Source organism: Microcoleus sp. AS-A8, from assembly GCA_039962225.1.
Classification (GTDB): Bacteria; Cyanobacteriota; Cyanobacteriia; order Cyanobacteriales; family Coleofasciculaceae; genus Allocoleopsis.
The window spans coordinates 368,707-381,827 of the sequence record JAMPKV010000004.1; the positions used below are offsets into that span (position 1 = coordinate 368,707).

Genomic DNA, 13,121 nt, shown 5'->3' on the forward strand with positions numbered 1-13,121 from the left:
TTACAGCCAATGGCAAGTTCATATAGAGCTTCTCGTCTTCCGGGCATCACCCAATAAATATTGATTGATAATACGTTCGATCGCCGTCTTGTGAATCACAGGAATTGCCCAACTCCGAGTGTCAAATAAAGGAATACGTTGTTTCAGCCACACCGTTAAGGTATTCCCTTGTTTTCCCTCCCATGTGTAGGAGGCAATTTGTCCCCACTCAATTAATCCAAACTTAAAATAAATGCCATTTTCTCGAAGTTGCAAACGGCTTAACCCAGCCCAATAAAAATAAAAGGCTGTAGTCCAGTATAAAATGACCTGAGAGATATAATATTCTGGCAGGTGAGTACTATCAGCAAATCCCTTCCTTAATAAGTCGAAAAAGACAATCGTTTGCAGAGTAGCGCTCATCACGAAAAGGAGACTCACAATCAACATAATCCTGTAGGTTGAGGGTCGCCCTAAATTCCATAAAAGACAGCCGGCGCGTTTCCTACGTCGCGACCAAGTGAGGATATTGCCCCAGAGAATCACTGAAAAAAGCAGAAATATGCCTGAAAAAGAAAAATCTTGCCAGGGTTGGGAGAGAAAAAGCAGGGCAAATATCATCCCAATAATCAGCAATAAAATCAAAGCGATCGCGCACAAATTTTTCCAGGCCGCTTTTTTAGCGAACATCGATTTCTTCCTCCTCTCATACCCCGTTCAGATTCCTTAATAACGGGGGTCTTCCCAGCGATTAGATTAAGATAACCCAATCACGAAGGGAATGCGGAGAAATGCCCAAACTATTTTTTTCTTCCTTTCGTCGCCAAAAAAGTAGACCTCTTGCAAGCAAATAGCTACGACGGGCAAGATGCCCATCCCACAAGAGTCATTTTTTCTTGTGGGGTAGAAGTTTGATTGCTTTGATTCCTGGCTAACAAATCAATGCAAAAAGTGACGAACGCCAGTGAGTACCATCACTAAACCCAGTTCATTAGCCGCTTGAATCGAATCTTTGTCCCGCAGACTACCACCCGGTTGAACAACCGCCACAATACCCGCCGCCGCCGCCGTTCGTACCGAATCATCAAAGGGGAAGAACCCATCACTCGCCAGAGTAGCACCTTGGGCTTTTTCCCCAGCTTGTTCCAGAGCAATTTTCACGGAACCTACGCGATTCATTTGACCGGCACCAACTCCTAAGGTCGTGCGATCGCGTGTGACCACAATCGCATTGGATTTGACATGCTTACACACTTTCCAAGCAAATAGTAATTCTGCCAATTGTTCAGGCGTGGGTTGCCGTTCTGTTACCACCTGCCAACTCTCTGGCGTTTCCACAACATCGTCAGACGCTTGCACCAAAAAACCACCGGCAATCACTTTTACGGTTTGCTGCGGCCCTTTGTTTAAATCGGGCAAGATTAAAACCCGCACCTTCGCTTTCGCAGCCAAAATTTCTTGGGCTTCTGCCTCACAAGCGGGTGCTACAACACATTCTAAAAATGTCTTCGTCAGTTCCGTTGCGGTGGGCGCATCAATGGGTTGATTTAACGCCACAATTCCCCCAAACGCCGAAACGGAATCCGCTTGAAAGGCTTTTTGATACGCTTCTACCAGTGTTGTGCCTACCGCCACACCACAGGGATTGGTATGTTTGAGAATTGCGGCTGCTGGAGTATCGGGAAATTCCGCAATAATCCGCCGTGCGGCTTCTAAATCCACCAAATTGTTGTAGCTGAGTTCTTTGCCTTGGAGAATACTTGCTCCTGAAAACCCGGTTGGCACAGCCCCAACTTGATACCAAGCTGCCGATTGATGGGGGTTTTCCCCGTAACGCAGGGCTTGTAATGGCTGTCCTGACAGGAGAAATTGGGGAGGAGGTACCGGTTGTCCGGGACTCGTGGCTTGTAGAGAGTCGTCGCTGAGGTAAGTGGCGATGGCGCGATCGTAAGCTGCCGTATGCCCAAATGCCCTCTGGGCGCATACTTTCCGGAAATTCAATGGGGCTTCTCCCCCATTCTGTCGCAACTCCCGGAGGTAGTCGTTATAGTTCCCCGGATTGCACAATACGGTCAGATTCGCGAAATTCTTCGCCGCTGCTCGTAACATAGCAGGGCCACCAATGTCAATCTGCTCGATCGCTTCAGCTTCCGTGACATTCGGGCGTGCGATGGTTTGTTCAAAGGGATACAAATTCACAACCACCAAATCAATGGGACGAATTTGGTGCGTCTCCATCTCTGCCCGATCCTGCGGTAAGTCCCGACGCCCCAGAATGCCCCCATGAATCCGAGGATGCAGCGTCTTTACTCTTCCACCTAAAATCTCAGGAGATCCCGTGTAATCGGAAACTTTCGTGACGGGCAACCCTGCCTCTTGCAGCGCCTTTGCCGTTCCGCCACTGCTGATTAAATCAAACTCAAATTCCTCAACTAGTTGACGGGCAAAGTCGATTAGCCCAGTTTTATCCGACACACTCAGCAGTGCCAAACGTCCCATGAATTTTCCCCTGATTTGCTCGCTCACTAGCTATTATGCATATTTCAGCATATAGGGAAGTGCGCTCCAAGGAAAAAGGAACTTCAAAGCCGGGAATTTCTGCCTAGAACTTGTACGCTGAAAGGCATTGACGTGCCCCAATGAGAAACCCTGTCTCCACGGCCAATTGAGACAGGGTTCTGGTGTGAGTTTACCGATGAAATTTGTGCTTAGGTTAACTCTTATTTAAAGAATAAACCCTTGGCGTTTAGGACATGGGATGGAACAGTAGATCTGGAAAAAAGCGATTAAATTCGATCAAAAGTCCCGCTGTAAATGATAACCACAGCATGATTAACACGGGTGCGCTTGAAAGAAATCTGGGTAAACCGTCCATAAACTTCCTCCTAATAATGGTAGTCAAGTCAAACTAAATTAACGGGGTGAAACAGGAATCTCTTCGTCCTTAGCCGTTAACTTACCGGATGTTAGTTCCCCAAGGGCTGCTAGAGGCCATGTGAAACCGGATAGCATGAAGCTGATTGCCCGTGGAACATCGATGATAATTTCTCTTTCTTCGGGGTTTGCTTCCTTTTTAATTGATTGTAGATAGGCACGACCAACCCAACCAATCCAACCGGCTATATAGAGAAACAGAATGCTAGGAATTAGAAAGTCGCCAGCACGGTTTAAGCGACCATCTACAATCAGGTGAGGTAACCCCTCAGGGCCACAGTAAGCTTCAGAATAACGCTCAAACCGATTTTTCCCAGAACTGGGGTCGTCGGTGGTATTCAGCGCAGATTTAGCCCGTTGCTGAAACGCCTTAGATTCCTTACAAGGAACGAGTCCAGATACCTCAGCAGAGGCTGGAGGGACAAAACTAAACCACAGAGAAATCGCAAAAATTAGAGCCAACAATCGTCGCATAAAATTGTTTCCTTTTGTTAAGCAACAAAAAGTAATGTGTACACTATGAAGATTAAACGATGCGTACACCCAAGCAATCTTACTCTGACAGGTTAACCTAGTAAAGTTTAACGAACTAAAAGTAGTTTTATTAATTAAGGTCATGAGCAATGGCTTGCGTGTTAGCAATAGAAACCAGTTGTGATGAAACCTCGGTAGCGGTTGTCAACAATCGCCACTGTTGCAGTAATGTCGTGGCTTCTCAAATTCCGGTTCACCGTCAATATGGGGGTGTGGTGCCGGAAGTAGCCTCACGCAGTCATGTGGAGACGATTAACCAGGCGATCGCGCAAGCCCTTGTTGAAGCCCAACTCGACTGGAGTGCGATAGACGGGATTGCTGCTACCTGTGCCCCTGGCTTAGTCGGTTCCCTGTTGGTGGGGTTAACGGCTGCAAAAACCCTGGCAATTGTCCACCAAAAGCCGTTCATCGGTGTTCATCATCTAGAAGGACATATTTATGCCACCTATTTGAGTGAACCAGAGTTAGAGCCACCTTTTTTGTGCTTGCTGGTGTCTGGCGGTCACACGAGCTTAATATATGTTAAAGATTGTGGTCATTACGAAACATTGGGAGAAACTCGCGATGATGCGGCGGGTGAAGCTTTTGATAAAGTAGCACGGTTGTTGAAGCTAAGTTATCCCGGTGGCCCCGTGATTGATCGTTTGGCACACGAGGGGAATCCCAAAGCCTTTCCCCTACCTGAAGGTAAAGTGTCCCGTCCGAATGGGGGCTATCATCCTTATGATTCCAGTTTTAGTGGCTTGAAGACAGCCGTGCTGCGGTTGGTGCAAAAATTGGGGCAGGATGAATCTGAGTTACCTGTACCTGATATTGCTGCTAGTTTTCAGGATACCGTAGCCAGAGCGCTCACCAAACGTGCGATCGCTTGTGCCCGTGACTATGGGTTGAATACCATTGCCGTTGGGGGTGGTGTGGCGGCGAATAGTGGTTTGAGGAAGCAGATGCAAGAGGCGGCAGCGAGTCACAACTTGCGAGTTCTCTTTCCTCCCCTTAAGTACTGTACTGATAATGCGGCGATGATTGGTTGTGCGGCGGCGGATCATCTGAACCGGGGACATACTTCTCCACTCACTCTAGGCGTTCAGTCGCGTTTGCCCCTGACTAGGGTGATGGAACTTTACGAGGATTTAGAGTAAGTTTTTTGAGAGTTTCAAAACGCGATCGCATCTCTCCCCTGACAATGGCAAAGTGCGATCACATTAATCACAATTCTCCCCCTTCCCTCGCAGGCAAGGGGGTTAGGTTTTTAACGCCCTAAAAACCAGAAGCATTGTTCCCAAACTGGCGAACTGGGTCAACATTATCCGAATTCGCCCCCAAGAACGGAGAGTCAGCAACTGCTTGAGGATTATTCAAACTCAGCAATGTATCCGGCGTCTCACCTGATATCCCTCCAAGTAGCCCTGCTGTTGAATTCACCTGGCTTTCAGAAATATCGGCAACTGTATAGCCTGAGTTGAGATTGTCAATACCACCTGTAGACTCATCTACCCTCGCAGCACTCGATAAATCGTTAGAGGCAATGTCTGGGTTGACAATACTCTGCGTTGGCACTAAACCTGTTAACGAATCACCGGATTGGATGAGTTGCACGTTTAGTACCATGTCGTTAAAGTCGGCGTCCCCACCACCGACTAAGTCTTCCCAAGCTAGGCTAAAGCTACTGATGCCAAGTTCTGAAACCTGAAGATGGTCGAAGTTATCCGTATTCGCCTCTGGTGTGAAGAAGAATACATTCTCTAAAGAGGTCTGCCCAGCCTGCACGGCAGCAATGGTACTGTTGGAAACTAGGTAAAATCCTAAATGCGTACCAACATTCAAGCTGAGTTGACTAGACAGATCTGGACTGAGGGGTTGACGGTTTGGGGGGACAGAGAAAAGGGCTTGAGCTCGGTTGATAGCGGCTTGTTGATAGCCAACTTCACCTGGAGCAACACCATTAATCTTGCCAGAATCATCATCCACTACAAAAACGCCAACTTCATTGATATGTTCCGTCTCTCGGTTAGTTAGCTGAACTTGAAGTTGGGCTTGTCCTTGGCTGCCTTCGATGGTAAAAAGATCGCTGGCATTTTTAATCAGACGGGTTGGAGTCGTTGGCTGAGTACCCGAAAATTCATAAGCGCCAATGTCCACAATTGCCGTACCATTGCTATCCCCATCCAGAGGACGAGTCACCCCCCGTTGGTCGGTGCTGGGTGCGATCGCATTATTCCCCGCATCAATCGCGGCACTCCCTGGCAGCAAGGGATGGACTAAAATACCGTTGCCATTATCTTGTAAGGGGCCGAGTTTCGGGTCTGCGATCGTAATCGTTGCCGTTACATTGTTGTCATTGGGGTCACCGTTCGTCAGTTTCGCAGGAAATTGGAGATTATTCCCCCCGTCGGTTAATTCACGGTTGGTCTGTTGATCGATGTTGTAGGGATTCCCGGCTGTATTATTGGCAAAAATCGAATTGCTGACTGTGACAGGCGTTTGCTCTCCGCTTAAAATCGCTCCAGCAGACCATCCAGCGGAATTGTTGGCAAACGTTGTGTTGACGATATTGGTGGGACTGGTGCCATTGATCAGCGCGATCGCACCCCCCGAACCACCGCCATCGGTATCCTGAACTTTGTTGCCGGAAAACGTACTGTTGGTAATACTGAGAGGCGCTTGCTCTCCTACCCATAAACCGCCACCTTGTTGCAGCGCCGAATTGTTAGCGAAGGTCGTGTTGTTGATCGTTAACGCCACGTTACCCTGGCGAATGCCACCGCCGAAGGAGTCTCCCTTAGCATCCTTAATCACCTGATTGTTGATAATCGCGCTATTTTCAACAATCACTTGGTCTGAACCATAGGCAAACAGAAACAGTCCTCCCCCCTGTCCTGCACCTTTATTCCCGTCAAATCGACTGCCGCGAATCGAAATCTGGCCTCCCGAAGCGCCATCGGTGTAGATTGCGCCGCCGTAACCCTTGGTATACCGGGGAGGTAAACTCAAGAGTCCACCCGGTGTTGAGTCGTTATTGGCAAAGGTGGAATTTTCTACTAACAGACTGCTCAACAGGCTGTTAATTGCCCCACCGTTAATCCCTCGGTTATTGGTAAATTGACTATCCCGAACCGTGAGATAGCTTTCACTTTTGACGGCGATCGCACCGCCACCTCGCTCATCCGTACCGGCGGTGCCATCATTTCCCACAAATTGGCTATTAACGACAGTGATGGTGCTGCGAAACCCGCCCCAAATTGCTCCTCCGCCACTACCCAAAGAGGCGTTGTTGTTAAATTGGCTATTCTCTACCGTTAGGGTTGTGCCACTGGCTGTGCGAATTCCTCCTCCTGCTCCTTCTTCACCAATTCCAATGCTTTGCCCATTGGCGATCGCTAGATTGCGCAGTGTCACCGTGGTTGGATTAAAATTCGGATCGACATTGACATCCAACACCCGATATGCATTATTCCCACTGATGGTTAAGCCGGGAGCATTGGCACCATCAATAATCAGGTTTTTGTTGATTTCAAGTTGACCACTCGTAAGGATTATGGTCTGATTCGCGAGACTGGGGTCAAATTGAATCGTCTCCCCTGGCGCAGCAGAAGCGATCGCTGCTCTGAGAGTACCAACCCCATTGTCTGCACTACTTGTAACTGTGACCATATTGCTAAGAATACTCCTAGGTAGTCTTCACCTAACCTTTACAAGAGTGTTCTTAGCGTTCAGGAGTTTTTTTGTTTGTTAGCTAGATTTTCAGTCCTAGGAATTAGAGCAAACGGGCATAGATAGTGCGATCGCTGATTCCCTCAGTGATTAAAGATAGAAACCTGGAGACTTTAAACTTCTACCCAATGAGCCATAACTTATGACCAACGAATATAGAGGTTTTCAGTTGCATGTACCACACGGTAAGGGCACGACATGTCGTGCCCCTTGTTATACCCAGCAGTCAAGTGAAGTATTCCTTAAGGCCAAAGATTGCGCCACCAAGGACTAGATTGACCTTGAGCCACATTAGTTTTCTTTCGGATATCCTTAATATCCCAGCCAGTGAGCTTCGCCAAAGTCTGGGCTTCCTGTTCCAGTCGCTCCTTCAAAGAGCGTTGATATTGTCGCCCCGCTTCACACTTCATTTCCCCGGTGAATGGATGACGCAAGATATATCGTCCCTGAAACTGTTGGCGATTAGACGTTTCTTGAAACATCAAATCTTCAGGAAACTTATCGCGGGTATAGCGCACATGGAGGCGAGTAATAAATACATTATTGGGTGCATTTGGAGAAAGCCAAAAAACACCTGCTTTCTTCAGTTCTTCTAGATTTAAAGGTTCAGCTGAGCAAGGGTCACAGCTCCCCATATCCCAGGCATATTCCCTAAAAGCAACTTTTCTATCTTCACGAGTATAGGATGTTTGGAACATGGCCTTGTAGAAATCACCAAACTCGTTTTTTACGAAAACGGGTATCTCAGCATCTGAAGGAACATTCACAGTGCGGTAGTTGATAACTTCGGCTTGACCTTTTGGTGATAAGACATAAACAATCAGGTCTTGCGCCGTTGTCGCATTCATCATGCCTAACCGAATGGGCAACATGAATTTGGGTGATTCGTAGGCCATCTGGAGGGGGCGCAAAAATTGATAGCCAGCTTTTTCAAATTCTTGAAGATTGACTTTAGCAACAAAGAATTTCATATTCTGCCGAATGTAGGGGCGTAGCAGCTGATTTGCCCCTTGTGGCAGTTTATAATCGTTGCGTTTGAGCCATGTTTCTAGACCATTAGACTCTTTGGCACTGAGGATGAGGATGTCATATTCTCCTACAGTAAACCGGGCTTCTACCGTAACACCCAAAGCGCTGTCACTTTCACTGGAGCCACTCCTTGTTCCTCCTCCTTCCATTCTTCTTGGTGCAGCCATCATGGGCGGTGGAGGAGGCGCACAAGGGTCGGAGTCAAAATATTCCACTAGCCGAGGCGCACTAAAACTATCCAGCCGTTCCATAATATTTGGGTCGCCTACATTCACCTGGTCTTGTTGGATAACCACAGGCACCGGCACAACGATCGCAAAATCTTTGACATCCCCCTGAAAATCATTCGCCATTGTGAGAATGGTGCGATTTCCATTGCGAGCAATGATCACTTGGGACGCCTGATTATAAAGCTTGCTGTCTGCTTTTGATACATAGAAACCACAAAATGCCCAGGCATTTTGAGTTAAGCCAATCGTGAATACAAATGTAAGCAGTAAAGTTATTAAGCACCGAAATAATCTCATCCTTACCTCCTTAAGATTGGTAAAAATTAGTCGTGATCAAGATTGTCTATAGTCCATCAACTGAGGCTTAATGGCTCCAAATTTGACTGATTAGCCTCCTTATTGACTAAACCTACTCTGTTATTGGCAGAGGTTTCATTCCAAGAAAATCTAGAGGATGACCAGATAATATCTAAAATCACAATTAAAGGAGAAAGAGCAAATAAAGCCCAGAAAAAAGATGTAGAAATGAAGAATTGATTGCGGAGGATAAATGTGAGAATAGCAATGCAACCAGCCCAAATCATCCGACTGATTCTCGCATTAGGAATGGAGCGAGGATCGGTAATCATAAATAAAGCAAATAGTAACAATGAGCCACTCATTAACCGATGGCTAAAGACATCCCATGTCCAACCGAGCCAAAGATTGCGAATTGCTTCTAGCAAAGTGTAGGCACCCAAAAAAGCGACTGTTGTGTCCCAGCGACCTACTCGTTTCAAAACTAGCCCACCAGTACCTGCAAACAACAACGCACACCAGCCATCCTCTCCCCACTGTCCGGGGGAAACCCAGGCATCATGGGTCAAGAGTAAAGCAGCAACGATACCGAAGTTAGCCGGATTAAAAAAATGTTTGCGTTCAAATTGAAACAGAAATTTACTTGAAATGGCTAGAAACCCTGCCAAAATCATGGTGGTGTAGTGGTCAGCCCGTAGCAACAAACTTAAACTTAAGGATGTAATCATTGCACTCTTAAGTGAAGTTACTTGGGGAAAATTCACTAAACCATAATTTTCTTTTTCTGATCTATTTTGGTCTTGAGTTGGTGAAGCAATGGGCAACTCAAGACGGGTCTGATTGTTACAATTTTTAACGTTTAACCTGCAAAATTGAAACTTCTCTTGCCAAGTTTTAATCTGCTTAGCCTTGAGCCAATTCATAATTTTTTCTTGGGGATTTGGCCACAAGGATACTGCGACCCACTGGGTCAGAAGACAGGTAATCGTCACAACGAGAATTAAGTCAGGTCTTAGTGTCCAGTCCCTGGTTCCGATCCCCAATATTAAAAAGAGTGAGAGAAACAGGATTTGATAATTTCTGGGATCTTGTTGTAGCATGGCCTCCCTCAACAAGGATGAATTTCATTATTGTCTTTAATCTAGGAACGTTAGGCGGGAAAGATTGTTGAACTGTTGCCTAACTTAATAAAAAGTAGGAAAGCGGGTAGAGTCCGTGTCAAGTTCCCTAATTTTGAGACGGCTTTTGGCTCACAGATGATTAGAAAATCCTTGCAGCGCTCGATAAATCCTACATAAGCTGTAGAATTTATCACCTTTTTTGTTAAAAGTTATGCAAGAAACCTAATTGTTGCTAATATGCCTGCCCTTCCAACCACCAAACGACTCTGTTACGCTTTCGGTAACCGCGTCTACTTTATCCCAGCAAAGGGAAAAATTTAGAGGATTTTGGATTTTGATGTTTATTGGTGTGAGCAAAGCGATTCGCGATCGCCTTGGCCTGTAGCCCTTGAGCAATGCCAATGAGGGGGAGGTTAATGATTCATGAGAATCTTACGGATTTGAGTCTCCAGCTTGTCTGGCTGCTCTACCATGGCTAGATGCCCACACTCAGGAATTTCAATCACGTTCTCATCACAGCCTTGAAATAACGCGTGGAAGCTAGCCAGATGGCGCACGTACTTCGGTTCCATGATCTTATCGTTGGCACCAGCTATAAAATAAACGGGCTGCGTGAGCTTGGACACCACTTCAGGTAACCGATTCACTTCGGTTTCTGTGGTTGAATCGAGTAAAGCTCCAACAGCGGCTTCAGGACTAGCGGCAACGAAATCAATCAGTCGCTGGCGTCCCCATCGACGTGGGATCGGACGTGCCACCTGCGATCGCGTCAAGAGCAAGTCCAGCAAAGGCAGGTAACAAAGCCAACGGGGTCGTTGCTTCACCAGTTGTTGACCCACAGCCCGAAAGCGCTCAAATTCTTCTTTGATGTAAATTCCGCCTCCAGCATTGACACAAATAACCCCCTTGACTCGATCCGAAGCCATCGACGCGCCCCAAAGGGCGATGCTGCCGCCTAACGAGTGACCGATGAGCCAAGCACAGTCTATACCTAGCTGTTGCAGCAAAACATTCAAATCCTGAGCATAGGCGGCTAGGGTGTACCTGGAAGAAATCTGTTTGAGCGCATCAGCGTCCGCTAATGTAGCATCGATTAACTCAATACTGTTTTGAGTTTTATCCATTTGGGGCTGAGAATCACCAAATCCCCTCAGGTCATAAGTAAGGCACTGATAATCCGGTGCCAACGTATCAATTAAAGGCTGCCAATAGTTGCGGCTTAAAAGCCAGCCGTGGATAAAAACAAGGACAGGAGAGGGGGATGCAGGGGGAGGCGTCAGTTCGTAAGCGTGAGTAGCCCCCAGAATGTCAATGAATGCCATATTTTCATCTTATCGAAGATTGGGCAATGGGAAAGGGTTGAAAGTTAGCCAGGTGAGCCGGTTGAAGATGATTGAGCGAACCTTCCAACCTTCAAATTTCAACCTTCAACGCCAATTCCTAAAATCGGCGACCGAGTAATCGCTGCCGCACGCTTTCCGCAATTTTTTGACCAAGGTATTCGGGAATCAAGTTTTCGTTGGGTCCCAATAAGTACAGGATTAACCGGGTTCGTCCACGCCACACCAGCAAGTTGGCATTGACCACCAGTAAATCTTCTTGCCAGATGGCATACATGACTTTGTAGAATAAACCGGGCTGGTTGTCCGCCTCAATCAAGAGTGCCGGGAGATGGAAAACCGGATCGACATAAAATTCTGTTTCCACTTGTTCCAAACCAGCATCGAGATTAAACTCCACTGCCAGCATTTCTTCTACTTCAAATCGCCCTGCTAACGCCTCTCGAATCGCCCGACAGACATTTTCTGAGGTTGTGTTGGTCAGCGCTTGGCTACCGCGAGAAACCACCAGTTTGATAAATACCAACATCGGCGGACTGATTTGACCATAGAGACTGAGGCTATGAATCGTCAGTCCATAGGCCGCTAGAACGCCAAAAATGTCACTGAGGAGAAATGATTGGTTCCGGTAAGCAAAATGCAGGGCACTTTTGGAGCCTTCCGGTTGGATCTCAATCACCGCCCGCCTACTTTTGTACAGTCGGTAGGCGAGCCTCAGGTTTTGCAGTTGGATCTCACTACTGACAAACTGTTCATAAAACTGAGGAAACGCCCGATTAAAGCGCTTGAGGAGTTCTAATGTAGATGTTTTCAAACCCGCAGCCATAAGTAGGGGTAGGGGTAGGACTCGTACCAAGGTAATGAGGTTGACCTAAGCCATCGCTGTGCTCAAAAGCTTTTAGCCAGACACAGCGACAGACACTTCTAAGGAAAGAACCTGCTGTATCTGGTAAATTTCTCACAAATTCTGCGAGGGTACCCTCAGTCTACCTAAAGAAGGACAAGCCTGGGTCTTTTGGCGATTCTGGGATGGAAAGATACAGGGGAGCTGTTAGTTGTGTTATTATCGATGGCACGAAGTTTTGCGTCGATTTAGCCCGATAAGACTTATCGCCAAACCCTAAGTTTATGCCATGGGGAATGTTTTGATAAACAAGGGGTATAGGTGCATCTAGCAATCATCTACGGATGTTTCGGGGTAAATTCCCGCCAATGTTCTGAATCTATAGAGATTTTACCTCTCCAGTTTGGGATAAACTTCTAGTGTTAAGTCTGGTCTCTATTCAAAGCAGAAAGTCTCATCCGTTAGGAAAAGAAAATCTGCTCTCACCTTGGGGACAGAAGTAGGAAAATGCCACAGCCATACCTTCATGGGTTTTTGGAAAAGCTTTTTTAGCAGTTCTGATGCTGCCTCTGGGCAAACGCAGTTTGAGGGGGAAGCAATAGAAGGTACGAGCGATCGCACCGATAACACTTCCCGGATATTTTTTAGCACGGATCGGGATATCGACCTTTATGAGTTAGAAGAACTCTGTGATGCCGTTGGCTGGTCTCGGCGACCCATGCGTAAAGTTAAAAAAGCCATTCAGCACAGCTTCCTGGTGACTTCAATGTGGCAGCAGCGAGGTAACACCAAACGCCTCATTGGCTTTGCTCGTGCCACGTCTGACCATGCTTTTAATGCCACAATCTGGGATGTGGTGGTTCACCCAGACTTCCAAACCAAGGGGCTAGGTAAGGCTTTGATGAAGTACATGATTAGGAAACTGCGGAATGAAGATATTAGCAATATCACCCTGTTTGCCGATCCCCATGTGGTGAATTTTTATCGGAGGATGGGATTTATGGCTGATCCAGAAGGTATTAAAGGCATGTTCTGGTATCCAGATTAACAAGCCAAAATTTTTTCTGTAGACTCTAATCAGCCAAAAGCAAGTTATACTAGC

General features: G+C 46.8%; 11 protein-coding genes. 2 read left to right on the plus strand and 9 right to left on the minus strand.

Features of this window, described 5'->3' with window-relative positions:
- Positions 1-18: 18 nt before the first annotated feature.
- The 4 genes from NDI48_08965 to NDI48_08980 form a co-directional block, all read right to left on the minus strand.
- Positions 19-669, minus strand: a complete 651-nt coding sequence (locus NDI48_08965) for a DUF5673 domain-containing protein (GenBank protein ID MEP0831339.1) — start codon at positions 667-669, stop codon at positions 19-21.
- 249 nt (positions 670-918) lie between these two features.
- Positions 919-2,478: a bifunctional phosphoribosylaminoimidazolecarboxamide formyltransferase/IMP cyclohydrolase gene (gene purH / locus NDI48_08970; protein MEP0831340.1), complete on the minus strand. Its 1,560-nt coding sequence runs from the start codon at positions 2,476-2,478 to the stop codon at positions 919-921.
- A 247-nt stretch (positions 2,479-2,725) separates the two neighbouring features.
- A complete protein-coding gene (gene psaJ / locus NDI48_08975; protein MEP0831341.1) occupies positions 2,726-2,854 on the minus strand; it encodes a photosystem I reaction center subunit IX in 129 nt (42 codons plus the stop codon).
- A 38-nt stretch (positions 2,855-2,892) separates the two neighbouring features.
- Complete coding sequence (locus tag NDI48_08980) at positions 2,893-3,387, minus strand: Photosystem I reaction center subunit III (GenBank protein ID MEP0831342.1); 495 nt, start codon at positions 3,385-3,387, stop codon at positions 2,893-2,895.
- A 149-nt stretch (positions 3,388-3,536) separates the two neighbouring features.
- Between NDI48_08980 and tsaD the strand changes: the two genes are divergently transcribed.
- Entirely contained in the window at positions 3,537-4,586 is a 1,050-nt protein-coding gene (gene tsaD, locus NDI48_08985; protein MEP0831343.1) for a tRNA (adenosine(37)-N6)-threonylcarbamoyltransferase complex transferase subunit TsaD, read from the plus strand.
- Between the two features lie 118 nt (positions 4,587-4,704).
- Here the strand turns inward: tsaD and NDI48_08990 are convergent, their stop codons facing one another.
- The 5 genes from NDI48_08990 to NDI48_09010 all read right to left on the minus strand — a co-directional run bounded on the left by NDI48_08990 (position 4,705) and on the right by NDI48_09010 (position 12,001).
- Entirely contained in the window at positions 4,705-7,098 is a 2,394-nt protein-coding gene (locus NDI48_08990) for a DUF4114 domain-containing protein (GenBank protein ID MEP0831344.1), read from the minus strand.
- Between the two features lie 302 nt (positions 7,099-7,400).
- A complete protein-coding gene (locus NDI48_08995; protein MEP0831345.1) occupies positions 7,401-8,714 on the minus strand; it encodes a DUF2330 domain-containing protein in 1,314 nt (437 codons plus the stop codon).
- A gap of 56 nt (positions 8,715-8,770) precedes the next feature.
- Positions 8,771-9,814, minus strand: a complete 1,044-nt coding sequence (locus NDI48_09000) for an RnfABCDGE type electron transport complex subunit D (protein MEP0831346.1) — start codon at positions 9,812-9,814, stop codon at positions 8,771-8,773.
- A gap of 434 nt (positions 9,815-10,248) precedes the next feature.
- Positions 10,249-11,157, minus strand: a complete 909-nt coding sequence (locus NDI48_09005; GenBank protein ID MEP0831347.1) for an alpha/beta hydrolase — start codon at positions 11,155-11,157, stop codon at positions 10,249-10,251.
- Positions 11,158-11,275: 118 nt separating this feature from the next.
- Positions 11,276-12,001, minus strand: coding sequence for a hypothetical protein (locus NDI48_09010; protein MEP0831348.1), 726 nt, complete (start codon positions 11,999-12,001; stop codon positions 11,276-11,278).
- A gap of 544 nt (positions 12,002-12,545) precedes the next feature.
- On the opposite strand from NDI48_09010, the gene NDI48_09015 reads away from it, so the two are divergent.
- Positions 12,546-13,067, plus strand: coding sequence for a GNAT family N-acetyltransferase (locus tag NDI48_09015; protein MEP0831349.1), 522 nt, complete (start codon positions 12,546-12,548; stop codon positions 13,065-13,067).
- Positions 13,068-13,121 lie beyond the last annotated feature (54 nt).

Excerpts from the sequence above, each read along its gene's own strand:
- NDI48_08965 (MEP0831339.1), bottom strand. The coding sequence starts at position 669 with ATGTTCGCTAAAAAAGCGGCCTGGAAAAATTTGTGCGCGATCGCTTTG.
- NDI48_08990 (MEP0831344.1), bottom strand. The coding sequence starts at position 7,098 with ATGGTCACAGTTACAAGTAGTGCAGACAATGGGGTTGGTACTCTCAGA.
- NDI48_08995 (MEP0831345.1), bottom strand. The coding sequence starts at position 8,714 with ATGAGATTATTTCGGTGCTTAATAACTTTACTGCTTACATTTGTATTC.
- NDI48_09000 (MEP0831346.1), bottom strand. The coding sequence starts at position 9,814 with ATGCTACAACAAGATCCCAGAAATTATCAAATCCTGTTTCTCTCACTC.
- purH (MEP0831340.1), bottom strand. The coding sequence starts at position 2,478 with ATGGGACGTTTGGCACTGCTGAGTGTGTCGGATAAAACTGGGCTAATC.
- psaJ (MEP0831341.1), bottom strand. The coding sequence starts at position 2,854 with ATGGACGGTTTACCCAGATTTCTTTCAAGCGCACCCGTGTTAATCATG.
- NDI48_09010 (MEP0831348.1), bottom strand. The coding sequence starts at position 12,001 with ATGGCTGCGGGTTTGAAAACATCTACATTAGAACTCCTCAAGCGCTTT.
- NDI48_09015 (MEP0831349.1), top strand. The coding sequence starts at position 12,546 with ATGGGTTTTTGGAAAAGCTTTTTTAGCAGTTCTGATGCTGCCTCTGGG.
- NDI48_09005 (MEP0831347.1), bottom strand. The coding sequence starts at position 11,157 with ATGGCATTCATTGACATTCTGGGGGCTACTCACGCTTACGAACTGACG.
- tsaD (MEP0831343.1), top strand. The coding sequence starts at position 3,537 with ATGGCTTGCGTGTTAGCAATAGAAACCAGTTGTGATGAAACCTCGGTA.
- NDI48_08980 (MEP0831342.1), bottom strand. The coding sequence starts at position 3,387 with ATGCGACGATTGTTGGCTCTAATTTTTGCGATTTCTCTGTGGTTTAGT.